Source organism: Streptomyces deccanensis (genome assembly GCF_022385335.1).
GTDB classification, from domain to species: domain Bacteria; phylum Actinomycetota; class Actinomycetes; order Streptomycetales; family Streptomycetaceae; genus Streptomyces; species Streptomyces deccanensis.
In genome coordinates, this window is record NZ_CP092431.1 from 8,820,862 (window position 1) to 8,844,571 (window position 23,710).

The 23,710-nt window shown below is 72.0% G+C and carries 19 protein-coding genes and 1 pseudogene; 15 read left to right on the forward strand and 5 right to left on the reverse strand.

The window, feature by feature from the left end:
- The first annotated feature begins 121 nt into the window (after positions 1-121).
- The 4 genes from L3078_RS38820 to mmpA all read left to right on the forward strand — a co-directional run bounded on the left by L3078_RS38820 (position 122) and on the right by mmpA (position 2,591).
- Positions 122-1,168: a WD40/YVTN/BNR-like repeat-containing protein gene (locus tag L3078_RS38820; protein WP_239758860.1), complete on the forward strand. Its 1,047-nt coding sequence runs from the start codon at positions 122-124 to the stop codon at positions 1,166-1,168.
- Positions 1,169-1,266: 98 nt separating this feature from the next.
- Entirely contained in the window at positions 1,267-1,593 is a 327-nt protein-coding gene (locus L3078_RS38825; protein ID WP_239758862.1) for a plasmid stabilization protein, read from the forward strand.
- A 46-nt stretch (positions 1,594-1,639) separates the two neighbouring features.
- Positions 1,640-2,329, forward strand: a complete 690-nt coding sequence (locus L3078_RS38830) for an endonuclease V (protein ID WP_239758863.1) — start codon at positions 1,640-1,642, stop codon at positions 2,327-2,329.
- Between the two features lie 115 nt (positions 2,330-2,444).
- Positions 2,445-2,591 (forward strand): morphogenic membrane protein MmpA, encoded by a 147-nt coding sequence (mmpA, locus tag L3078_RS38835; protein ID WP_239758864.1) that lies wholly within the window; start codon positions 2,445-2,447, stop codon positions 2,589-2,591.
- 7 nt (positions 2,592-2,598) lie between these two features.
- Here mmpA and L3078_RS38840 read toward each other — a convergent pair whose 3' ends face one another.
- A complete protein-coding gene (locus tag L3078_RS38840; protein WP_239758866.1) occupies positions 2,599-3,780 on the reverse strand; it encodes a saccharopine dehydrogenase family protein in 1,182 nt (393 codons plus the stop codon).
- Between the two features lie 102 nt (positions 3,781-3,882).
- Between L3078_RS38840 and L3078_RS38845 the strand changes: the two genes are divergently transcribed.
- From L3078_RS38845 to L3078_RS38865, 5 genes are all read left to right on the forward strand, one after another.
- Positions 3,883-4,263 (forward strand): MmcQ/YjbR family DNA-binding protein, encoded by a 381-nt coding sequence (locus L3078_RS38845; RefSeq protein ID WP_239758868.1) that lies wholly within the window; start codon positions 3,883-3,885, stop codon positions 4,261-4,263.
- A 167-nt stretch (positions 4,264-4,430) separates the two neighbouring features.
- The gene (locus tag L3078_RS38850) at positions 4,431-5,627 is read left to right on the forward strand and encodes a CaiB/BaiF CoA transferase family protein (RefSeq protein ID WP_239758870.1); all 1,197 of its coding nucleotides are present in this window, start codon (positions 4,431-4,433) and stop codon (positions 5,625-5,627) included.
- Between the two features lie 47 nt (positions 5,628-5,674).
- Positions 5,675-6,889, forward strand: coding sequence for an acetyl-CoA C-acetyltransferase (locus L3078_RS38855; RefSeq protein WP_239758872.1), 1,215 nt, complete (start codon positions 5,675-5,677; stop codon positions 6,887-6,889).
- Positions 6,890-6,929: 40 nt separating this feature from the next.
- Positions 6,930-9,104, forward strand: coding sequence for a 3-hydroxyacyl-CoA dehydrogenase NAD-binding domain-containing protein (locus L3078_RS38860; RefSeq protein WP_239758874.1), 2,175 nt, complete (start codon positions 6,930-6,932; stop codon positions 9,102-9,104).
- Between the two features lie 230 nt (positions 9,105-9,334).
- Positions 9,335-10,096, forward strand: coding sequence for a DUF5995 family protein (locus tag L3078_RS38865; RefSeq protein WP_239758875.1), 762 nt, complete (start codon positions 9,335-9,337; stop codon positions 10,094-10,096).
- Between the two features lie 10 nt (positions 10,097-10,106).
- Here L3078_RS38865 and L3078_RS38870 read toward each other — a convergent pair whose 3' ends face one another.
- Positions 10,107-10,826, reverse strand: a complete 720-nt coding sequence (locus tag L3078_RS38870; RefSeq protein ID WP_239758877.1) for a MerR family transcriptional regulator — start codon at positions 10,824-10,826, stop codon at positions 10,107-10,109.
- A gap of 162 nt (positions 10,827-10,988) precedes the next feature.
- Between L3078_RS38870 and L3078_RS38875 the strand changes: the two genes are divergently transcribed.
- A complete protein-coding gene (locus tag L3078_RS38875) occupies positions 10,989-11,465 on the forward strand; it encodes a F0F1 ATP synthase subunit B family protein (RefSeq protein WP_239758879.1) in 477 nt (158 codons plus the stop codon).
- Positions 11,466-11,559: 94 nt separating this feature from the next.
- Here L3078_RS38875 and L3078_RS38880 read toward each other — a convergent pair whose 3' ends face one another.
- On the reverse strand, positions 11,560-11,781 hold the full coding sequence (locus tag L3078_RS38880; protein WP_239758881.1) for a hypothetical protein: 222 nt from the start codon (positions 11,779-11,781) through the stop codon (positions 11,560-11,562).
- A 172-nt stretch (positions 11,782-11,953) separates the two neighbouring features.
- On the opposite strand from L3078_RS38880, the gene L3078_RS38885 reads away from it, so the two are divergent.
- The 3 genes from L3078_RS38885 (at position 11,954) to L3078_RS38895 (ending at position 17,034) form a co-directional block, all read left to right on the forward strand.
- Positions 11,954-13,921 (forward strand): Xaa-Pro dipeptidyl-peptidase, encoded by a 1,968-nt coding sequence (locus L3078_RS38885; RefSeq protein ID WP_239758882.1) that lies wholly within the window; start codon positions 11,954-11,956, stop codon positions 13,919-13,921.
- Positions 13,918-15,225 (forward strand): M14 family metallopeptidase, encoded by a 1,308-nt coding sequence (locus L3078_RS38890; protein ID WP_239758884.1) that lies wholly within the window; start codon positions 13,918-13,920, stop codon positions 15,223-15,225. Before L3078_RS38885 ends, L3078_RS38890 begins: the two co-directional genes overlap by 4 nt.
- A gap of 84 nt (positions 15,226-15,309) precedes the next feature.
- The gene (locus tag L3078_RS38895) at positions 15,310-17,034 is read left to right on the forward strand and encodes a BCCT family transporter (protein WP_239758886.1); all 1,725 of its coding nucleotides are present in this window, start codon (positions 15,310-15,312) and stop codon (positions 17,032-17,034) included.
- Between the two features lie 106 nt (positions 17,035-17,140).
- On the opposite strand, the gene L3078_RS38900 is transcribed toward L3078_RS38895, so the two are convergent.
- The gene (locus L3078_RS38900) at positions 17,141-18,091 is read right to left on the reverse strand and encodes an NAD(P)/FAD-dependent oxidoreductase (RefSeq protein ID WP_239758888.1); all 951 of its coding nucleotides are present in this window, start codon (positions 18,089-18,091) and stop codon (positions 17,141-17,143) included.
- 66 nt (positions 18,092-18,157) lie between these two features.
- Here L3078_RS38900 and L3078_RS38905 point away from each other — a divergent pair, with 66 nt between their 5' ends.
- Positions 18,158-19,186, forward strand: coding sequence for an oxidoreductase (locus L3078_RS38905; protein WP_239758890.1), 1,029 nt, complete (start codon positions 18,158-18,160; stop codon positions 19,184-19,186).
- Positions 19,187-19,261: 75 nt separating this feature from the next.
- The gene (locus L3078_RS38910) at positions 19,262-20,902 is read left to right on the forward strand and encodes an ABC-F family ATP-binding cassette domain-containing protein (protein ID WP_239758891.1); all 1,641 of its coding nucleotides are present in this window, start codon (positions 19,262-19,264) and stop codon (positions 20,900-20,902) included.
- A 199-nt stretch (positions 20,903-21,101) separates the two neighbouring features.
- Here the strand turns inward: L3078_RS38910 and L3078_RS38915 are convergent.
- Positions 21,102-23,497: pseudogene (locus L3078_RS38915) on the reverse strand (Tex family protein).
- Between the last annotated feature and the right edge of the window lie 213 nt (positions 23,498-23,710).

Here is a 23,710-nt window from a genome sequence, read left to right on the forward strand (position 1 = left end):
CCGGACGCAGCCCGGCGGTTCCCGGCCGAGGCCATCTGGACGACACCTCGGCGGTGCACTAGCTTCGCCCGCCATGAGGGGCTTGGGGCAGTCGAGATGGACGAGTCGGACGAGTCGGACGATGACGACGGGCCTGGCCGCGGCGGCACTCGCCGCCGCCCTGGCGGTGCCCGCGCAGGCGCACGGGGAGGGCCGTCCCCCGCACTGGGAACTGAAGGAGACCGGCACTGACGTGCGGTTTCGCGGGCTGGCCGCGGTCAGCCGGAACAGCGCGTGGCTGGCGGGTTCCGCGGGCACCGTGCTCCGCACCGGCGACGGGGGCAGGACCTGGCGCGATGTCTCACCGCCCGGCGCACAGGAGTTGCAGTTCCGGGACATCGAGGCATTCGACGCACGCAGGGCGGTCGTCCTGGCCATCGGCGAGGGCGAGGCCTCCCGCGTGTACCGCACGGACGACGGCGGGGCGACCTGGACCGAGTCCTTCCGCAACACCGATCCGCGCGCCTTCTACGACTGCCTCACCTTCTTCGACCCCCGCCACGGGCTCGCCATGAGCGACCCGGTGGACGGGAGATTCCGCATCCTGTCCACGCAGGACGGCGGCCGCTCCTGGGAGGTCCTGCCGAACGAGGGCATGCCGCCCGCTCTGGAGGGTGAGGCGGGCTTCGCGGCGAGCGGGCAGTGCCTGGTCAGCTCGGGGCCCCGCGACGTGTGGCTGGCGACCGGTGGGGCGGCACGCGCGCGTGTGCTGCACTCCGCCGACCGGGGGCGCACCTGGACGGTCGCCGACACTCCCGTGCCGGCCGGAGACCCCGCCCGGGGCGTCTTCGCGCTGGCCTTCCGCGACCGGGCCCACGGCATCGCCGTCGGCGGCGACTACCGCGCCGACCAGCCGTCCCCGCGGGCCGCGGCCACCACCGGCGACGCGGGCCGCACCTGGAAGCCCGCCGCGCAGCCCCCGCCCGCCTACCGCTCCGGCGTGGCCTGGCTCCCGTACAGCCGCGACGCCGCCCTCGCCGTCGGCCCCACCGGCACCGATCTCACCACCGACGGCGGCCGCACCTGGCGCACGGTCGACACCGGGTCCTACGACACGGTCGACTGCACACCGGACCGGGGCTGCTGGGCGGCGGGGGAGCGGGGGCGGGTGGCCCGGCTGGAGAACTGACCCGCGCGGCGGCGTTCCCGCAGGTGGGCGGGTGCGGGGTTGTTCCGGCCGAGAGGGGTACTTGTGGCGTGTTCGAATTACGAGAGGAGTGATCGGTCATGCCACGCGGTTCGAGCCCGAAGAGGGAACGCCAGTACGAGCACATCAAGGAGAGCGCCGAGGACCGCGGTGAGAGCGAGTCGCGCGCCAAGGAGATCGCCGCGCGGACCGTCAACAAGGAACGCGCCCGCTCCGGCGAGTCCAAGACCGCGAGCCGCAGCTCCACCCAGGACATGTCGTCGGGCAAGCGTGGTGGGCAGCGTTCCCACAAGGGATCCGGGGGGCCCACGTACGACCAGCTCTACGCCGAGGCCAAGCGGCGCAACATCCAGGGCCGTTCGGACATGAACAAGAGCCAGCTCCAGCGCGCCCTCGGCAACAAGTAGCCCGGGGCCGCGCGCCCCTGCCCGGATGCGTACGCTCGTCGGCACCATGACGACCGTACGCATCCCGGCGGGCTGGCCCGCCACCGAAGAGCAAGCCCTCGCCGTGCAGGACGAGTTGCGGGGGAAGGTGGTGCTCGACGAGACCGGACCACCGCCGGGCACCGGACACGTCACCGGGGTCGACGTGGCGTACGACGACGAGCGGGACGTGGTCGCGGCGGCGGCCGTGGTGCTGGACGCGGCCACGCTCGACGTGGTCGCCGAGGCCACGGCGATCGGGCAGGTCTCCTTCCCCTACGTCCCCGGCCTGCTGGCCTTCCGCGAGACCCCGACCGTGCTGGCCGCCCTCGACGCGCTGCCGTGCGACCCCGGCCTCGTCGTCTGCGACGGCTACGGTCTCGCGCATCCGCGCCGCTTCGGCCTCGCCGCACACCTCGGCGTCCTCACCGGCCTGCCCACGATCGGCGTCGCCAAGAACCCGTTCACCTTCACCTACGACGACCCGGGGGCCGCGCGCGGCAACACGTCCCCGCTCCTCGCCGGCACCGAGGAGGTGGGCCGCGCCCTGCGCACCCGCGACGCCGTCAAGCCGGTCTTCGTCTCCGTCGGCCACCGCGTCGCCCTCGACAACGCCTGCGCCCACACCCTCGCCCTCACCCCGGCCTACCGCCTCCCGGAAACCACCCGCAGAGCCGACTCCCTCTGCCGCCGCGCTCTGCGGACCACGACGGCCTGACCGGCGCTCGCCCGACGGGAGGGGCTCGCCGCCAGCCGGGTGCTCGAGTACCTGAGTACGAACTGAGTACCTGTACGGATGCCGGTGCGTCGTCATGATCGGCAGGCTGTGCCGTATGACGACGCACCGAGCCCCGAAGCCCGCCGCCAGCCCCACCCAGTCCGTCGAGCGGGCCGTGACGACCGGCCTGCTCCTCGCCCTGCTCGCCGGACTGGCCTGGATCGCCGGGATGGTCTACACGCTGACCGGGTGGGCGCAGTAGCCCCGGGTCAGCGGGTCGCCGCCACCCGGAACGTGATCCCCGCCGCGCGCAGCCGCTCGATCAGCGCGTCGCCCATCGCCACCGCCGTCGTGACCTGCCCCGTCGTGGCCGGGAGGTCGTCGAAGGCCAGGCACAGGGCGGACTCGGCGAACATCTTCGCCGTCTCGCCGTAGCCGGGGTCGCCGCCCGCGACCTCCGTGAAGACCCGGCGCCCGCCGCCCTCGCCGACGAACCGCACCGAGAACCAGCTCTTCGCCCGCTTCTCCTCGCTCGGCCCCTCACCCGGCTTGAGCCGGTCGCCCAGCCAGCGCCGTACGGGCGGGACCTGGGCGGCGGCGACGACCGCGCCGACGAACGCGACCCCGCCCACCGCGAACGGGAGGGTCTTCACGGCGGCGTAGTGGCGGTAGCGGAAGTCCGGCCCGTAGCGGGGCAGGGCGCGCGCCGAGCGCTGCACCACCTGCGCGTCGATGGTCGGCAGCGGCAGCGCCCAGGCCCCGACCTCCTTGGCGAAGCGGGGCGCGCTCACCGGCGCGTACGCCCGGCGCCCCACGAGGCGCGGTTCGTGCCGCTTGCGGTCCTGCGCGGCGGCCATCGTCTGCCGGCCGCGGGAGAACCCGGTGAGCGCGGAGTTGAACGTGCCGCCCGAGAACATGCCCTCGGCGCGCACGAAACCGTCCACCGTGATCGGCACGTCCTCCGGGAGCTGCCGCACCGTGAAGTACGCGCCCAGGTCGTGCGGTATCGAGTCGAAGCCGGCCGCGTGCACGATGCGGGCGCCGGTCTCCCGGGCGCGGGCGTCGTGCCGGACGAACGTCAGATCGACGAACTCGGGTTCACCGGTGAGATCCAGGTAGTCGGTGCCCTCGTCCGCGCAGGCCGCCACCAACTCCGCGCCGTGGGTGATGTACGGGCCGACGGTCGTGGCCACCACCCGCGCCTGGCGGGCGAGTTCGCGCACGGCGTCCGGATCGGACCCGTCCGCCCGGAGCACACCGATCCCCGCGCCGCCGGGCAGCCGCTCGCGCAGCGCGGCGAGCTTCTCCGCGTTGCGCCCGGCGATCGCCCAGCGCAGTCCGTCGGGGGCGTGCGCGGCGAGATACTCCGCGGTGAGCTCCCCGACGAACCCCGTGGCCCCGTAGAGCACGATGTCGTACGGCCGCTCCGCCCTGTCCTGCCCGTTGCTCATGGAACCCCTCAGCACTCGCCACGGCCCGCCCACGCGCCGTTGTCGGTGGCTGAGGCTAGCGTGAAGGACGAGCGATCGAGTGCGCGGGATCCGGAGGTGGCCGTGACGGTACCGAAGAACGCCCTGAAAAAATGGGAGAAGGTGCGCGAGTTCGCCCTCGGGATGCCCGGCGCGGTCGAGGAGTTCCCGTGGGGCGAGAGCGTCGCGAAGGTCAACAAGAAGGTGTTCGTGTTCCTCGGGACGGACGACGGCGGCTATCCGTTGGGTGTCACCGTGAAGCTCAAGGACGACGAGACGCACGCCCACGCCCTGAGCTGCCCCGGCGCCGAACCCGCGGGGTACGGCCTGGGCAGGTCCGGCTGGGTGCGGGTGCCGCTGGAGGAGAAGGGCGCCCCGGGCGCGGAGCTGCTCTGCGACTGGGTGGAGGAGAGCTACCGCGTGATCGCCCCGAAGCGGCTGATAGCGGAGCTGGAGGCCCGCTGAGTGCGGCGCACGCGGCGCGGCGGGGACGGGCTGACACCTGCCGCGACTCCGGGCACAATGACCGAGCAGGTGACTAAGCGTTTGCTCATTCGGGGCTTGTGCGGAGTGGAACACGTTCTTAGCATCACTGGTGTTACATCGTTTGTGTCATAGAGCTTGGGGGCTCGATGTCAGTGGCGAAGACGCCCGGGCACGGTCCGCTCGCCGGTGTGCGCGTGGTCGAACTCGCGGGCATCGGCCCGGGACCGTTCGCCGCCATGCTCCTCGGCGACCTCGGCGCCGACGTCGTCCGCGTCGACCGACCGGGCGGCGCGGGCCTCGCGGTGAACCCGCTGTACGACGTCACCAACCGCAACAAGCGGTCGGTGATCGTCGACCTGAAGTCCGCCGACGGCCCGGACACCGTCCTCGACCTGGCCGAACGCGCCGACATCCTGATCGAGGGCTACCGGCCGGGCGTCGCGGAACGCCTCGGCGTCGGCCCCGAGACCTGCCACGCCCGCAACCCGAGGCTGGTCTACGGCCGGATGACCGGCTGGGGCCAGCAGGGCCCGCTCGCCCAGCGCGCCGGCCACGACATCGCGTACATCGCCCTGACCGGCACCCTCGGCATGACCGGAGCCCCGGGCACCCCGCCCGTCGCCCCCGCCAACCTCCTCGGCGACTACGCCGGCGGCTCCCTCTACCTCGTCGTCGGCGTCCTCGCCGCCCTCCACCACGCCCGCGCGACCGGCGCCGGGCAGGTCGTGGACGCGGCGATCGTCGACGGCACCTCGCACCTCTCCGCGATGCTCCACGGCATGCTCGCCGCCGGCGGCTGGCAGGACCGCCGCGCCGCCAACCTCCTCGACGGCGGCTGCCCCTTCTACGGCACCTACGAGACCGCCGACGGCCGGTACGTCGCCGTGGGCGCCCTCGAGCAACAGTTCTACGCGGAGTTCGTCGAGCTCCTGGGCATTGCGGACCGGGCCCCGGCCCGCAAGGACACGGCGGCCTGGGGCGACCTGCGCGAGACGGTCGCGGCCCGCTTCAAGACCCGTACGAGGGACGAGTGGACGGCCGTCTTCGAGGGCTCCGACGCCTGTGTGGCCCCCGTCCTGTCGCTGCGCGAGGCACCGCACCACGCGCACCTCGCGGCCCGGGGCACCTTCACCGACTTCGGCGGCATCACCCAGCCCGCCCCCGCGCCCCGCTTCTCCGCCACCCATACCTCGATCCGCACCGGTCCCGCCCAGCCGGGCGCCGACACGGCGGACGTGGCCCACGACTGGGGCATAGCGGGCCTCCTGCCGGAGGGGTCCGCCGAGACCGCCTCCGCCCAGACCACCTCCGCCGAGGCCGCCGCCGCGAAGGACACCGACTGACACCGGCCCCCGGGCCGCACCCTCCCGCCACTGGAAAGGCCAGACTCGTGAGCACCGAAGCGTATGTGTACGACGCGATCCGCACCCCGCGCGGCCGCGGCAAGGCGAACGGCTCCCTGCACGGCACCAAGCCCATCGACCTCGTCGTCGGACTGATCCACGAGGTCCGGGGCCGCTTCCCCGGCCTCGACCCGGCCGCCGTCGACGACGTCGTGCTCGGTGTCGTGGGCCCGGTCGGCGACCAGGGCTCCGACATCGCCCGGACCGCCGCGATCGCCGCCGGACTGCCCGACACCGTGGCCGGCGTCCAGGAGAACCGCTTCTGTGCCTCGGGCCTGGAGGCCGTCAACATGGCCGCCGCGAAGATCCGGTCGGGCTGGGAGGACCTGGTGCTCGCGGGCGGTGTCGAGTCGATGTCCCGGGTGCCGATGGCGTCGGACGGCGGCGCCTGGTTCAACGACCCGATGACCAACCTGGAGGTCAACTTCGTACCGCAGGGCATCGGCGCCGACCTCATCGCCACGATCGAGGGATTCTCCCGGCGCGACGTCGACGAGTACGCGGCACTGTCCCAGGAGCGCGCGGCGGCCGCCTGGAAGGACGGCCGGTTCGACCGCTCCGTCGTCCCCGTCAAGGACCGCGCCGGACTCGTCGTCCTCGACCACGACGAGTACCTGCGCCCCGGCACCACCGCCGACTCGCTCGCCAAGCTGAAGCCGTCCTTCGCGGACATCGGCGAACTGGGCGGCTTCGACGCGGTGGCGCTGCAGGAGTACCACTGGGTCGAGGAGATCGACCACGTGCACCACGCGGGCAACTCGTCCGGCATCGTCGACGGCGCCTCCCTCGTCGCCATCGGCAGCAAGGAGATCGGGGAGCGCTATGGGCTGCGCCCGCGCGCCCGGATCGTCTCCGCCGCCGTCTCCGGTTCCGAGCCCACCATCATGCTCACCGGCCCCGCGCCCGCGACCCGCAAGGCCCTCGCCCGGGCCGGGCTGACCATCGACGACATCGACCTCGTCGAGATCAACGAGGCGTTCGCCGCCGTAGTCCTCCGCTTCGTCAAGGACATGGGTCTCTCGCTCGACAAGGTCAATGTCAACGGCGGCGCGATCGCGCTCGGCCACCCGCTCGGCGCGACGGGCGCGATGATCCTCGGCACGCTGGTCGACGAACTGGAGCGCCAGGACAAGCGGTACGGGCTGGCCACGCTCTGCGTGGGCGGCGGCATGGGCATCGCGACGATCGTCGAACGCGTCTGACACCCCAGCGGAACCAAGAGACTTCAACGGAGACCCCGCCATGACCGAGAGCACCACCATCCGCTGGGAACAGGACCGCACGGGCCTCGTCACCCTCGTCATCGACGACCCCGACCAGTCCGCGAACACCATGAACCAGGCGTTCCGCGACTCCCTCGCGGTGATCACCGACCGCCTGGAGGCCGAGAAGGACACCATCCGCGGCGTCATCATCACCTCCGCCAAGAAGACCTTCTTCGCCGGCGGCGACCTCCGCGACCTCATCAAGGTCACCCCCGACACCGCACAGCAACTGTTCGACGGCGGCCTGGAGATCAAGCGCAACCTGCGCCGCATCGAGACCCTCGGCAAGCCGGTCGTCGCGGCGATCAACGGCGCCGCCCTCGGCGGCGGCTACGAGCTGGCCCTCGCCTGCCACCACCGCGTCGCCCTCGACGCCCCCGGCTCCAAGATCGGCTGCCCCGAGGTCACCCTCGGCCTCCTCCCCGGAGGCGGCGGCGTCGTCCGCACCGTCCGGCTCCTCGGCATCACCGACGCCCTGCTGAAGGTGCTCCTCCAGGGCACCCAGTACTCCCCGCGGCGCGCCCTGGACAACGGCCTGATCCATGAAGTGGCCGCCACCCGGGACGAGTTGATGGACAAGGCCCGCGCGTTCATCGACGCCAACCCCGAGTCCCAGCAGCCCTGGGACAAGCCCGGCTACCGCATCCCCGGCGGCACTCCCGCCCACCCGAAGTTCGCGGCGAACCTGCCCGCCTTCCCCGCCACCCTCCGCAAGCAGACGAACGGCGCGCCCTATCCGGCGCCGCGCCGCATCCTCGCCGCGGCCGTCGAGGGAGCCCAGGTCGACTTCGAGACCGCCCAGGTCATCGAGGCCCGCTACTTCGTGGAGCTGGCCGCCGGGCAGACCTCGAAGAACATGATCCAGGCCTTCTTCTTCGACCTCCAGGCCGTCAACTCCGGCGCCAACCGCCCCCGGGGCATCGAGCCCCGCCAGGTCCGCAGGGTCGCCGTCCTCGGCGCCGGGATGATGGGCGCCGGCATCGCGTACTCCTGCGCCCGCGCGGGCATCGAGGTCGTCCTGAAGGACGTGACCCCCGAGGCGGCCGCGAAGGGCAAGGGGTACTCGGAGAAGCTCTGCGCCAAGGCGGTCGCCAAGGGCCGCACCACCCAGGAGAAGGCCGACGCCCTCCTCGCCCTGATCACCCCCACCGCCGACCCGGCCGACCTCGCGGGCTGCGACGCCGTCATCGAGGCCGTGTTCGAGAACACCGAGCTCAAGCACAAGGTCTTCCAGGAGATCGAGGGCGTCGTGGCACCGGACGCCCTGCTCTGCTCCAACACCTCGACCCTGCCCATCACAGAGCTGGCCGAGGGCGTCGTCCGCCGGTCCGACTTCATCGGTCTGCACTTCTTCTCACCCGTCGACAAGATGCCGCTGGTCGAGATCATCAAGGGCGAGCAGACCGGCGACGAGGCACTGGCCCGCGCCTTCGACCTGGTCCGCCAGATCAAGAAGACCCCGATCGTCGTCAACGACTCGCGCGGCTTCTTCACCTCCCGGGTCATCGGCCACTTCATCAACGAGGGTGTCGCGATGGTCGGCGAGGGCATCGAGCCCGCCTCCGTCGAACAGGCGGCGGCCCAGGCCGGCTACCCCGCCAAGGTCCTCTCCCTCATGGACGAGCTGACCCTCACCCTGCCCCGCAAGATCCGCGCCGAGTCCCGGCGGGCCGTGGAGGAGGCGGGCGGCACCTGGACCGTGCATCCCGCCGAGGCCGTGATCGACCGCATGGTCGACGAGTTCGGACGAACCGGCCGCAGCGGGCGTGCCGGGTTCTACGACTACGGGCCCGACGGGCGCCGTGCCAAGCTCTGGCCCGGACTGCGGGAGCACTTCACGAAGCCGGGGTACCGGATTCCGTTCCGGGACATGCAGGAGCGGATGCTCTTCTCCGAGGCGCTGGACACGGTGCGGCTGCTGGAGGAAGGGGTGCTCACGTCCGTCGCCGACGCCAACATCGGGTCGATCTTCGGGATCGGGTTCCCGGGGTGGACCGGTGGGGTGCTGCAGTACATCAACGGGTACGAGGGTGGGCTGCCGGGGTTCGTGGCGCGGGCGCGGGAGTTGGCCGGGCTGTATGGGGAGCGGTTCGAGCCGCCGGGGCTGTTGGTGGAGAAGGCGGAGGCGGGGGAGCGGTTCGGGGACGGGTGAGGTTGCGTGGGGCGGCTCGGGTTTTTTCTCGCCCCCGCCGCCCCTACCCATCCCGTCCCCAGGGGCTGCGCCCCTTCGACCCCCTCGGTGCGTACTTCGGCTGCGGGTGGGTGGGGCTTCTCGCGCAGTTCGCCGCGCCCCTTACGGGGCGCAGATCCCCGCGCCCCTGGCGGAGCGCTCGGTTTTGGTCGAGTGTGGTCCAACCAGTGGGTCGTGGGAGGGAGTTGGGCGTGGTGGTGGCCGGGAACATCGACGAGGTGGTGGACGGGCTCGCCGGGGTCGTGCGGGAGGCGCGGCGGGGCGGTGATCGGGTGGGGTACTTCGCGGCGCTGTACCGACAGGTGACCGTCGAGGTCCGCAGGGCCATTCACGAGGGGCTGTTCGACGACGGAGCCCGGATGGACCGCTTCGACACCCTCTTCGGCAACCGCTACTTCGAGGCGTACGACGCCTGGCGCCGCGACCGGAGCGGGCCGCGCTGCTGGCGCGAGACGTTCGGGCTGCTCGACGACGCCGACACCGTCATCGTCCAGCACCTGCTCCTCGGCGTGAACGCGCACATCAACCTGGACCTGGCGGTCGCCGCGGCGCGGACCAGCCCCGGCGAGGACATCCGCGCCCTGCGGCACGACTTCCTGCTGATCAACGACATCCTCGGGCGGGTCGTGCTCGCCGTGCAGGAATCGCTCGGCGCCCTGTCGCCCCTGATGTCGCTGCTGGACCAGATCGGAGCCCGCACCGACGAGCGGATCCTCGACTTCAGCGTGCGGCGGTCGAGGGAGGAGGCCTGGTTCAACGCGGTGCTGCTCGCCGGCCAGAGCGAGGAGGAACGCGCGGCGACCATCGAACGGCTCGACATCCGGGCCGCCGTCCTCGCCCGCCTGATCGCCCGCCCCGGCGGCCTCGTCCGTCCCGCCCTGCAGCTGATCCGGAGCACCGAGAGCGACGACGTGTCCGCCGTCATCACCCACCTGGACCGCGCCGTGCGGTGACCCCCGCGGTTCAGGACTCCGCCGCCCACTGGCTCAGCTCGTCCTTCAGCGAGCGCTGAAAGGTCGTCAACAGCGCCTGCACCACGAGGGGTTGCATATGGGCCGACAGAGACTTCACGGCCTGCGGATCGCGTTCCGCCACCGCGTCGCGGAACAGTCGCGACAACGCCTGGGCCGCCGCGCGCGAGTGCTCGATCAGCACGGTCCGCGCGGCCCGGATCGACTCCTCCGACAGGGGGACGCCGAGCAGCTCCACGCCCAACCGCAGCAGCCCCGGGTCCACCCGGAGACCGTCATCGACCCGTTCGACGACGCCCATCGCCACGAGCCGTTCCACGTCCTCCTCGCCCAGGGGCCGCCCCGCCCGCCGGTCGAGTTCCTCCCGCGTGACCGTCGCCACCGCGTCCGGCGCCCAGGAGGCCACCACCGCGCGTTGGAGGGCGAGTTCGTGCGGGGTGAGGTCCGGCGGCAGCCGGCGCAGGTACCCCTCGATGGCCGCGAGGGTCATGCCCTGCCGCTGCAGCTCCTCGATCAGCGCGAGCCGTGCGAGATGGCCCCGACCGTAGTGCCCGACCCGGCGGGGCCCGATCTCCGGCGGCGGCAGCAGGCCCCGGGTGCCGTAGAAGCGGACCGTCCGCACCGTGACCCCCGCCCGCGCGGCCAGCTCGTCCACGGTGAGCACGATCTCCTCGGAGCCGGAGCCCGGGCTCTCCCCGATGTCGGTCGTCATGCACAGCAGTATCGCTGTCCCACCAGCGCTGTGACACCTCGAACGGCACCGACTGCCGGTGCCGCCCCGGCACGGGACAGCGGTGACGGTGTACGACCACGGGGACCGAACCCGGGGCGCGCGGCGCGGTACCGCACGCCCGCGAACGGGTAGGGCACCGGTATGGATCTTCTCCCGATGGACATCGGCCCGCTGAACCCCGTCGTCGGTGAACTCGTCGTCGCGGCCGTGCTGTTCGCGCTCGTGTTCCTCTTCTTCGTCCGGTTCGTGCCCCGGATCCAGCACGTCCTGGACGAACGGGAGGCGGCGACGAAGGGCACCGAGGCGGAGGCCGAAGCGCTGCGGGAGCAGGCCCGGATCAAGCGGGAGGAGGTCGCGGCGGCCCTGGCCGAAGCCCGGCACGAGGCCGCGCGCATCCGTCAGCGTGCCTTCGAGGAGGGCGCCGCCCTGATCGCCGAGGCCCGCGCCGACGGCCGACGCGAGCACACCGCCCTCCTGGCCCAGGGCCACGCCCGCCTGACCGAGGACCGCGCCACGGCCGAGGCCGAACTCCGCGTCCAGGTATCCGAACTGGCCTCGAACCTGGCGAGCAGAATCATCGGAGAACCGATCGAGGCACAGGCCCGCCAAAGGCCGTGAAAGAGGGCGCAGCCCTTCTTTCAGGGGCGCGGGGAACTGCGCGACGAGCCACGACGAACGCGAGGCCAGAAACCGACCGCAACCTCCCGAGCCCTCAGCGCCCGTGCCCCTGTCCGTGCCCCCGCTCACGCTCATGAACGGAGTTCGTCGCCGCGATCCCCTTCCCGGACTTCGGCGCCTTACGAGCACCGGCCGCAGCCACCCCCACCTCGTCGGCCTCCGCCACCCCCGGCTTCACCGGCTGGTACAGCGACGTGTCGGGGAGCGCGTGCGCGTCCGTGGGGAACGCCGCCGCGCGAAGCTGTTCGGAGCCCATTCAGTCCCTGTGAGCCCGGCCGTGTCCATGGCCGCCCCCGTCGCACGATCGCCATTCGGCCGCCATGAGCGATCCCGTCCCACGCCCCTTTCCGGCCACACCGTGGCCGAAGTCCCACGAGTTCCCAACAGTCCCTCTGTCGCACGGGAGTTGACCGCAGTACCGTCCGCGCATGCCGATACCTGTGCGACGCACACACCTCACGACCTGGAGAACGCTCGCGACGGCGGCCGTGGCCGCCGCCCTCACGGCCACGTTCCTCACCCCGGCGGCCGCCGGCACCCCGGCACCCCGGAAGAGCGAGCCGATCTACTCCTACGACGACGCCGTCCGCGAATCCGTCTGGGTGGACACCGGGCTCGACGGCGACCGCGACGGGAAGCCGGACCGGGTCGCCGTCGACATCGTCCGCCCGAGTGAACCCGCTCAGCGGGGCCGCAGGATCCCCGTGATCATGGACGCCAGCCCTTACTACTCCTGCTGTGGACGCGGCAACGAGGGACAGCGCAAGACGTACGACGCGAACGGGAACGTCGTCCAGATGCCGCTGTTCTACGACAACTACTTCGTGCCCCGCGGCTACGCCTTCGTCGCCGTCGACCTCGCCGGAACCAACCGCTCCGACGGCTGTGTCGACGTCGGCGGCCGCTCCGACATCCAGTCGGCCAAGGCGGTCGTCGACTGGCTCAACGGCCGCGGCAGGGCGTACACCACCCGTACGGGCGCGACGAAGGCGAAGGCCGCCGGCTGGACCAACGGCAGGACCGGCATGATCGGCAAGAGCTACGACGGCACGATCGCCAACGGCGTGGCCGCCACCGGCGTCGAGGGCCTGGAGACCATCGTCCCGATCGGCGCGATCTCCTCCTGGTACGACTACTACTTCGCCAAGGGCGCCCCTCTCTACAACTCGGGCCCCGAGTGGCTGTCCGACTACGTCGAGAGCCCCGACGCCCGCGCCAAGTGCGGCCACGTCCAGCGGGAACTCGTCGCCGGCGCCCCGCGCACCGGCGACTGGACCCCGTTGTGGACGGAACGCGACTACGTCAAGGACGTCCGGAAGATCGACGCCAGCGTCTTCGTCGTCCACGGTCAGCAGGACCTCAACGTCCGTCCCAAGCACTTCGGCCAGTGGTGGGACGCGCTGGCCAAGCACGGCGTCGAGCGCAAGATCTGGCTCTCCGAGGTCGGCCACGTCGACCCGTTCGACTTCCGCCGCGCCGCCTGGGTCGACACCCTGCACCGCTGGTTCGACCACGAACTCCTCGGCTACGACAACGGCATCGACGACGAGCCGATGGCCGACATCGAACGCCACCCGGACCAGTGGGAGACGTCCAGGGTCTGGCCGCCGCGCGCCACCAAGGCCACGACCCTGCGTCCGGCCGAGGGCGACGCGCCCGGTGTCGGCACCCTCGGCCTGCGCAAACGGTCCGGCACCGAGACCTTCACCGACGACCCCGCGCTGAACGAGACCGACTGGGCCGCCCACGTCGACCGGTCCACCCCGGAGAAGGCGGGCTTCGTCACCGCGCCCCTCACCAAGGACCTGCGTCTGTCCGGCTCCTCCAGGGTGACCGTCACCGCCACGCCGACCACGTCCACCGCCCATCTCTCGGCGGTCCTCGTGGACCTCGGCCCGGACACCATCCGCGACTACTCCGCCACCGGCGAGGGCATCACCACCCTCACCGAGCGCACCTGCTGGGGACCGAGCACCGCCGGTGACAGTTCCTGCTTCCGGGAGACGAAGGCGAGGACCGCCGACGTCGACTACACGATCTTCAGTCGCGGCTGGGCCGACCTCGGCAACCACTCCTCCGCGACGGGAGCCCCGCTCACCCCCGGCACCCCGTACACGATCACCCTCGACCTGCACGCGAGCGATCACGTCGTCCCGGCGGGGCACCGCCTCGCGCTGATCATCGCGGGCACCGACGAGGACCTCATCGACCCGCCGTCGAGCACCCCCACCCTCACCATCGACCTCCGGCGCACCTCCGCGCAGGTCCCGCTGGTCGGCGGCAGCGCGGCCTTCGAGAAGGCGACCTCGGGCGCCACCGCACGCCCGGAGACCTCGGTCCTCGACGGCGTACGCGACCCGGGCCGGGCCGCCCGCGTCCCGGGCGATGGCGCATGAGGGCCCGCATCGCGGCGCTGATCGCCACGGCGCTCACCGTGCCCCTGCTGTCGACGCCCGCGCACGCGACGGACACCGCCCCGCCGCGCACGGGATTCGAGCGGTCGGGCGGCGCCCGCTGGACCAGCCAGCCCGAGGAGCAGACGTTCCTGGCCGCCGTCGACCGGGCGAGCGACCGGGTGTCGACGACCCGGATCGGCACCACCGAGCAGGGGCGCCCGCTCCAACTCGTCCGGATCGGCACCCGCCCCACCTCGCGCACGGTCCTGCTCATCTGCAGTCAGCACGGCGACGAGCCTTCCGGCCGCGAAGCCTGCCTCACCACCCTGCGCGACCTCGCCTTCGCCAGGGACGCGCGGACCGCACGGCTGCTGAGATCGACCACCGTGCTCGTCGTCCCCACCGCCAACCCCGACGGCCGCGCCGCCGACACCCGGGGCAACGGCGACGGCGTCGACATCAACCGCGACCACCTCGCCCTGCGGACCGCCGAGGCACGGGCCCTCGCCGCCGTCCTCCGCGACCGCAAGCCCGACATCGTCTACGACCTGCACGAATACGGTGCCACCCCGCAGTACTACGACAAGGACCTCTTCGACCTCTGGCCACGCAACCTCAACACCGACCCGGCCGTCCACACCGAGGCCCGCAAGCTCTCCCTCGACCACGTACGCCCGACGGCCGGGACCGCCGGCTACACGACCGGCACCTACGGCATCTGGACCGACCCGGTCACCGGTGACCCGATCCGCCAGGTCGCCGGCGACGGCCAGGAACGCATCCTGCGCAACATGTCCGGAATCAAGCACTCGGTCGGCCTGCTGATCGAGAGCCGGGTGGAACCGCCGACGGCCGACACCCCGGAACCGGTCAACAACCTGCGCCGGGTGCACTCCCAACTCGCCGCCCTCAAGGGCCTGTTCGGCTTCGCCACCGAACGCGGCCGACAGGTCGACCAGGCCACCGGCGCGGCCCGTCTCGCCGGCCTCCGCGACACCGGCCCGGTCTACGTCGGCGGCGCCGACAACGACCCCGCGGAACCCGCCGAGGTGATCCAGGACCCGCCCTGCGGCTACCGGCTCACCGCACAGCAGTACGAGGAGTTCGCGGACGAGCTGGCGCTGCACGGCGTCCGCGTGCGGCCGGAAAGCAACGGTGACGGCCACGGTGACAGCGACGGTGGCAGCGTCGGGGACGGCGTCCTCGTACCGCTGCGCCAGCCGCTGCGCGCGCTGGTCCCGCTGTTGTTCGACGAGCGGGCGCCGTACCGCCTGGCGGTGGGGGTGCCCGACACCGCCTGTTGAAAGAGAAAGGATCGCGGTCACATGTGGTAGGGGTTCCTGGGCAGGAGAAGGTCAGTTCCAGCCACTCGCTGAAAGGTTCCACCTGTGACGCACGATCATCACACCACCCACCACGGGGGAGGCGCGCTTCCAGGTTCGGAGGCGGGTCTCCCCGGCGGCGGGCGGCCCCGGACGGACCGCGTCGTGTTCGGTGTGACGGCGGCGCTGACCTTGGCCTTCGTGCTCTGGGGCGCCATCTGGACCGACGCGCTCGAGACCGCCTCCGACAAGATGCTGAACGGCCTGCTCCACAACGGTGGCTGGGCGTTCATGCTGGCCGCCTCCGGCTTCGTCGTCTTCGCCCTGTGGCTCGCGGTCAGCCGCTACGGCCGCATCCACCTCGGCGTCGAGGGCGAGAAACCCGAGTTCCGCACGGTCTCCTGGGTCGCCATGATGTTCAGCGCCGGCATGGGCATCGGCCTGATGTTCTACGGCGTCAGTGAGCCCCTCGCCCACTACACCACGCCCCCGCCGGGCACGGGCCCCGAGGGCTCCGGGGAACGCATGGAAACGGCCATGGCGACCACCCTCTTCCACTGGACGCTGCACCCCTGGGCGATCTACGCGGTGGTCGGCCTCGGCATCGCCTACAGCACCTTCCGCAAGCAGCGCCGCCAGACCATCAGCGCCGTCTTCACCCCGCTGATCGGCGAGAAGCACGCGAACGGCACCGTCGGCCGGGCCATCGACATCCTGGCGATCATCGCCACGATCTTCGGCTCGGCGGCCTCCCTGGGCCTCGGCGCCCTCCAGATCGGCTCGGGCTTCCGCGAACTGGGCTGGATGGAGAAGGCGGGCACCGGGCTGCTCGTCGCCATCATCGCCGTCCTGACCCTGGCCTTCGTCGCGTCCGCCGTCTCCGGGGTGGAGAAGGGCATCCAGTGGCTGTCCAACACCAACATGGTGCTGGCCCTGTTGCTCGTGATCTTCGTGTTCGTCGCGGGCCCGACGATCCTCGTCCTCGACCTGCTGCCCACCTCGCTCTTCTCCTACCTGGGCGACCTGCCCCAGCTCGCGGGCCGCACCGAGGCGTCCGGAGGCGAGGGCGTGGCCGACTGGCTCGGCAGCTGGACCGTCTTCTACTGGGCGTGGTGGATCTCCTGGACGCCCTTCGTCGGCATGTTCATCGCCCGCATCAGCCGCGGCCGTACCATCCGCCAGTTCGTCGGCGGTGTCATCCTCGTGCCCAGCACGGTCAGCCTCATCTGGTTCGCGGTCTTCGGCGGCACGGCGATGAAGCTCCAGGAGCAGGGCCGGCTCGGCGAGGAGGCCACACCGGAGGGCCAGCTCTTCGCCGTCCTGCACGAGTTCCCCCTCGCCACGGTCTCCAGCCTGCTCGTGATGATCCTCGTCGGCATCTTCTTCGTCTCCGGCGCCGACGCCGCGTCCATCGTCATGGGCACGCTGTCCCAGCGGGGCGCCCTCGAACCCGGTCGCTTCGTCGTCGTGTTCTGGGGCATGGTCACCGGGGCCGTCGCCGCGATCATGCTCCTCGTCGGCAGCGGTCAGGGCGACGCCCTGACCGGCCTGCAGAACCTCACGATCCTGGCCGCCGCGCCATTCGTCCTGGTGATGATCGGCATGTGTGTGGCGATGATGCGCGACCTGCGCCGGGACCCCGTGATGGTCCGCGAGGAGATGGCCTCCGAAGCGGTCGAACTGGCCGTCATCGAGGGCCACAAGCGCTACGACGGCGAGTTCGAGATCCGCGTCGGCCCGGGCCAGGGCACGGAGATCGAGGGCGACCCGATCGGTCACCGCGCCGAGTAGGCACGCGACGAAGCCGGTGTGCCGCGCCCTTCGGGGCGCGGGGCACCGCGCGACCGGCCGGACGCCCCACACCGCGCGACCGGCCCCACGGCCTGGGACGCCGTGCTCAGCCCGCCGCGAGCCGTGCGGCCTCCCTCGCGCATCCCCACGCCACCGTGACGCCGGCCCCGCCGTGCCCGTAGTTGTGCACCAACGTCCGCCCGCCCGGCAGGAGTTCGCGTTCCAGACGGACCGCCGGGCGCGCGGGCCGCAGCCCGACCCGGTGCTCGATGATCCGGGCCCCCGCGATCTCGGGCCGCATCGCCGCGCACCGCCGCACGATCTCCTCCGCGATCACCGGGTCCGGCGCCAGCGACCAGGCGTCCTCCTCCGCCGTACCGCCGAGGATCAGCCCGCCCGGCTGCGGCATGAAGTACGTGCTCTTGGAACCGGAGTGGTCCACCGAGGTGAGCCAGGTGGTCACCCCGGGGTTCTCCACCACGACCAACTGCCCCCGCACCGGCCGCACGGAAGGATCCGGCACCAGCTCCCGAGCCCCCAGCCCCGTGCAGTTGACGACCACGGGTGCCTCGACCGCCGCGAGATCGGTCACCGTGCGCTCCTCCACCGCACCGCCCGCCGCGACGAACCGCTCGCGCAGCCACCGCAGATGGGTCGGCATGTCGATCAGCGGCAGCCGCGCCCACAGCCCGACCCCCGGGTACTCCCCGGCCGTCGCCGCGCGCAGCCCGGCCACGCGCGAGGCCCACGCGCCGAGCGTGTCCAGCGACGTCCCGCCGTGTACGCCCTCGACCACACGTACGCCTGTCTCGTCCGGCCGGGCCGCCAACTCCTCGTACACCGCGAGGGTGTCGAGCGCCCACGCGCCGACCAGTTCCTCCGGCTCGATCCGGTAGGGCCACCACAGTCCGCCCGCGACGCCGGACGTGGCGCGCTCCCCGGGCTCCCGCGCCCACACCCGGACCCGCCGGCCGCTCTCCGCCAGGACGACGGCGCTGGTGAGACCGACGACTCCGGCACCGACCACGATCACATCACTGTTCGATTCACTGGTCACCCGGGGACGTTAACGGAATATGTCATGCCGTGCTCACAAGTCTGCCTTTGTGGGGATACTCACACCATGTCTGCCGAGTACGCGACCTTCGGCCTGGCACCGGCGATGCGAGCCGGTGGCGTCCTCGCCAACGGTGATTACCAAGTGCACCGGGACTTCGTGGACTTCATCGTCGACGGACGCCCGCTGCTGTTCCAGCTCTCCGACCTCGACGCCGTCTCCCCCCTCGCCTCCGACGTCCCGCCCTCGATCTTCACCGCCCAGGTGCGCAGTCTGCTCCTGGAAGCCGAACCACCCCTGACGAGCGGCCGTTACGTCATCTACGGCTGTCCCGAATGCGCCGACCTCGCCTGCGGAGCGGTGACCGCGGTGATAGAGCGGGACGGCGAGGACTTCGTGTGGCGGGACTTCGCCTGGCAGACCGAGGAGGAGGCCGACCTCAAGCTCAACGGCTACACCGGCATCGGCCCCTTCCGTTTCCACGGCTCCGAGTACCGCGGCGCCCTGCGGTCCCTGTTGCGCGAGTCGGGCGCCGAGCCGTCGGCCCGGCGCAGGGTCCTCCTCATCGGCGCCCGCGTCTCCGTGCTCGCCAGACTCGCCGCCGCCCTGCGCGCCATCGGCATCGGCGCCGACATAGCGCAGGACGCCACCGGCGTGCTGCCGGAGGAACTGCGCGCCTACGGCGCCGTGGCCTTCGGACGGGCCGTCGGCGAGGCGGACCGCGCCGCCGTACGGCTGGCCTTCGACCGCGCGGGGGTCCAGGTCGCCTACGTCGACGGCCTCGCCCCGATCATCCCGCTCCTCGTCGCCCAGATCGAGAACGCCCTCGACCGCAGCCCGGCCGAACAGCGCCGTCTCACCCGTCTCGTCGCGGCCGGTGGACAGGCCGGCATCGAGATCACCTCCACCTGCCGGGTGGAGCTCACCGCCTACCGCCTCGACCGTCTCTACCGCCCCCACACCTACCGCTTCTTCGACGGCATCCTCCCGGCCGGCCGGCACCGCATCGGCCTGGACCCGAAGGCGGTGAAGGGAGAATCGTTCATCGTGGCCCGCACGACGGGAACGGTACTGGTGGAACCGATGGCCCAGTAGGGGCCGGGGGAACCGCGCGCACGGCGTCCGAGGCAGAGCCCCGAGGCGGTGCCGGGGGCCGTAAAATCTCCCCCTGTGACCGCCACCCTCGTCGTCAAGAACCTCGCCGCCGGACACGGCGACCGCCCGCTCTTCTCCGGGCTGGACCTCGTAGTCGCCCCCGGAGACGTCATCGGCCTGGTCGGCGCCAACGGCGCGGGCAAATCCACCCTCCTCCGCCTCCTCGCCGGACTGCTCCCACCGGAGGAGGGCGAGCTGCGGCTGTCCCCGCCCACGGCGACCGTGGGACACCTGCCGCAGGAACCGGAGCGGCGGGCGGGCGAGACCGTACGGGAGTTCCTGGCCCGGCGCACGGGCGTGGCCGAGGCCCAGCGGATCATGGACGAGGCCACCCAGGCGCTGGTGGAGGGCGCGCCGGGCGCCGACGACGCGTACTCGGTGAGCCTGGAGCGCTGGCTCGATCTGGGCGGCGCCGATCTCGACGAGCGGGCGGAGGAGGTCGCCGACACCCTCGGTCTCGGCGTCGACCTGGACCAGCCGATGACCAGCCTCTCCGGCGGCCAGGCCGCCCGCGCCGGACTCGCCTCGCTGCTCCTCTCCCGCTACGACGTCTTCCTCCTCGACGAGCCCACCAACGACCTCGACCTGGACGGCCTGGACCGACTCGAACGCTTCGTCTCCGGCCTGCGCGCGGGCACGGTCGTCGTCAGCCACGACCGCGAGTTCCTCACCCGCACGGTCACCAAGGTCCTCGAACTCGATCTCGCCCAGAACCAGATCAACCTCTACGGCGGTGGCTACGAGGCCTACCTGGAGGAACGCGAGACGGCCCGCCGGCACGCCCGCGAGGACTACGAGGAGTACGCCGACAAGAAGGCCGCCCTCCAGGACCGCGCCCAGACGCAGCGCTCCTGGATGGACAAGGGCGTCAAGAACGCCCGGCGCAAGGCGGGCAACGACAACGACAAGATCGGCCGCAAGTTCCGCAGCGAGGCGAGCGAGAAGCAGGCCGCCAAGGCCCGGCAGACCCAGCGCATGATCGAACGGCTCGACGTGGTGGAGGAGCCGCGCAAGGAGTGGGAGCTGCGCATGGAGATCGCGGCGGCCCCGCGCTCCGGTGCCGTGGTCGCCACGATGCGCGACGCGGAGGTGCGGCGCGGCGACTTCGCCTTCGGCCCGGTCTCACTGCAGATCGACTGGGCCGACCGCATCGCCATCACCGGTGCGAACGGCGCCGGCAAGTCGACGCTCCTGGGCGCGCTGCTCGGCCGGGTCCCCCTGGACTCGGGCCACGCCGCCCTGGGCTCCGGTGTCCTGGTCGGCGAGGTCGACCAGGCCCGTGCCCTCTTCCACGGCCCCGAGTCCCTCCTCGACGCCTTCTGCGCGGCCGTCCCCGACACCGAGCCCGCCGAGGTCCGCACCCTGCTCGCCAAGTTCGGCCTCAAGGCGGCCCACGTCCTGCGCCCGGCGATCACCCTCTCCCCGGGAGAACGCACCCGCGCGGCGCTCGCACTGCTCCAAGGCCGAGGAGTCAACCTCCTGATCCTCGACGAGCCCACCAACCACCTGGACCTCCCCGCGATCGAACAACTGGAGTCGGCCCTCGACACCTACGAGGGCACGCTGCTCCTGGTGACCCACGACCGCCGCATGCTGGACGCGGTGAGGGTGACCCGCCGATTGACGGTGGAGTCGGGCAAGGTGACGGAGAACTGAGAGCGCGTTGCCGGGTGCGGGTGGGTGGAGGCTTCTCGCGGGCCTGGAAAAAGCCGGGGCGCAGCCCCGCTTTTTCCAGGGGCGCGGGGAACTGCGCGATCAGCCCCCACCGGACGGACGCCTGGGGGTCATAGGGGCGCAGCCCCTGAGGGATGGGACGGGTAGGGGCGGCGGGGGCGAGAAAACCCCCGCCGACACCTCAGCCCCGCTTCTTGTCCACCAACCCCGCCCGCCGCAACGCATCAGCCATCGCACTGTTCGAAGGAGCCGGCGCGGACGACCCCCTTGCCGGCCCCCACCCCCACGCCCCTGCTGCCGAGGCGCCTGCCCCCCACGGGAACCCCGCTGAGACCGAGCCCCTCCACCGCCGGCCTGCCCGGCGGACGCCCCCTTCGGCGCCGCCTCGTCGTCCAACCGCAGCGTCAACGAGATCCGCTTCCGCGGAATGTCGACGTCGAGCACCTTCACCTTCACGATGTCCCCGGGCTTGACCACGTCCCGCGGATCCTTCACGAACGTCCTGGACAGCGCGGAGACATGCGCCAGCCCGTCCTGGTGGACACCGACGTCGATGAACGCCCCGAACGCCGCGACGTTCGTCACGACCCCCTCCAGGACCATCCCGGACTCAAGGTCGGAGATCTTCTCGACGCCCTCCTTGAAGGTGGCCGTCTTGAAGGCCGGCCGGGGGTCACGCCCCGGCTTCTCCAGTTCCTTCAGAATGTCCGACACGGTCGGCAGACCGAAGGTCTCGTCCACGAAGTCGTGCGGCTTCAGCGAGCGGAGCACGCCCGTGTTGCCGATGAGCGCCGCCACCTCCTGCCCGGAGGTCTTCACCATCCGCCGTACGACGGGGTACGCCTCGGGGTGCACGCTGGACGCGTCCAGCGGGTCGGAGCCGCCCCGGATCCGCAGGAAGCCCGCGCACTGCTCGTACGCCTTGGGGCCGAGCCGCGCCACGCCCTTCAGCTCGGAGCGCGAGGTGAAGGGGCCGTTGGCGTCGCGGTGGGCCACGATGTTCTCCGCGAGCCCGGAGGAGATGCCGGAGACCCGGGCCAGCAGCGGCGCGGAGGCCGTGTTCACGTCCACGCCCACGCCGTTCACACAGTCCTCCACCACTGCGTCCAGTGAACGCGACAGCTTCACCTCGGACAGGTCGTGCTGGTACTGACCGACACCGATCGACTTGGGGTCGATCTTGACCAGCTCGGCCAGCGGGTCCTGCAGACGGCGCGCGATGGAGACGGCGCCCCGCAGCGAGACGTCCATCCCGGGCAGCTCCTGCGAGGCGAACGCCGACGCCGAGTACACCGACGCCCCCGCCTCCGACACCATCACCTTGGTGAGCTTCAACTCCGCGTGCCTGGTGATCAGTTCACCGGCGAGCTTGTCGGTCTCCCGGGACGCCGTGCCGTTGCCGATCGCGATCAGCTCGACCGCGTGCTCCTTGGCCAGGCGCGCCAGCTTGGCGATGGCCTCGTCCCACTTGTTGGCCGGGACGTGCGGGTAGATGACGTCGGTGGCGACGACCTTGCCGGTGCCGTCCACCACGGCGACCTTCACACCCGTGCGGAAGCCGGGGTCCAGGCCCAGCGTCGCGCGGGTCCCGGCCGGGGCGGCGAGGAGCAGGTCGCGCAGGTTCGCCGCGAACACGTTCACCGCCTCGTCCTCGGCGGCCGTCCGCAGCCGCAGCCGCAGGTCGATGCCGAGGTGGACGAGGATGCGGGTCCGCCACGCCCAACGGACCGTGTCCGTCAGCCACTTGTCGGCCGGCCGGCCGCGGTCGGCGATCTGGAAGCGATGCGCGACGATCCCCTCGTACGAGGAGGGTCCAGGCTGGTCGGAGGGCTCCTCCGGCTCCAGGACGAGATCGAGGACGTCCTCCTTCTCACCGCGCAGCATCGCCAGGATGCGGTGGGACGGCAGCTCGGTGAACGGCTCCGCGAAGTCGAAGTAGTCGGCGAACTTGGCGCCCGCCTCCTCCTTGCCCTCCTTGACCTTGGCGGCGAGCCGGCCCCGTACCCACATGCGCTCGCGCAGCTCGCCGATCAGGTCGGCGTCCTCGGAGAACCGCTCGGTGAGGATCGCCCGCGCGCCGTCCAGGGCGGCCTGCGGGTCGGTGACGCCCTTGTCGGCGTCCACGAACGCCGCGGCGGCGGCCAGCGGCTCGACGCCCGGGTCGCCGAGCAGACCGTCGGCCAGCGGTTCGAGACCGGCCTCGCGGGCGATCTGCGCCTTGGTGCGCCGCTTCGGCTTGAAGGGGAGGTAGATGTCCTCCAGGCGGGCCTTGGTCTCGGCGCCGCGGATCCGCTCCTCGATCTCGGGCGTCAACTTGCCCTGCTCGCGCACCGAGTCCAGGATCGCGGTCCGCCGCTCCTCCAGCTCCCGCAGATAGCGCAGCCGCTCCTCGAGCGTGCGCAGCTGCGCGTCGTCGAGCATCTCGGTCGCTTCCTTGCGGTAGCGGGCGATGAAGGGCACGGTCGAACCGCCGTCGAGCAGCTCCACCGCGGCCTTGACCTGCCGCTCCCGTACGCCGAGCTCCTCGGCGATCCTGCCTTCGATGGACCGTACTTCGATGGACCCGGGTGTCGTCACGTTCCCGTACCGCCTTCTCCACTGAGGTTGCGCGGCAATTGTGGCAGGTGGCACGGACACCGGGGGCTCAGGGAGGGAAACGCACGGCCGGGACGGCGAGAGAGCCGGATGGCGGGAGAGCCGGTACAGCGGGGGAGCCGGACAGCGGGGAGCCGGACGCGATCGCGCGTCCGGCTCCCATGCTCACGCCCGGCCCGTCCTCGGGCCGGCCTT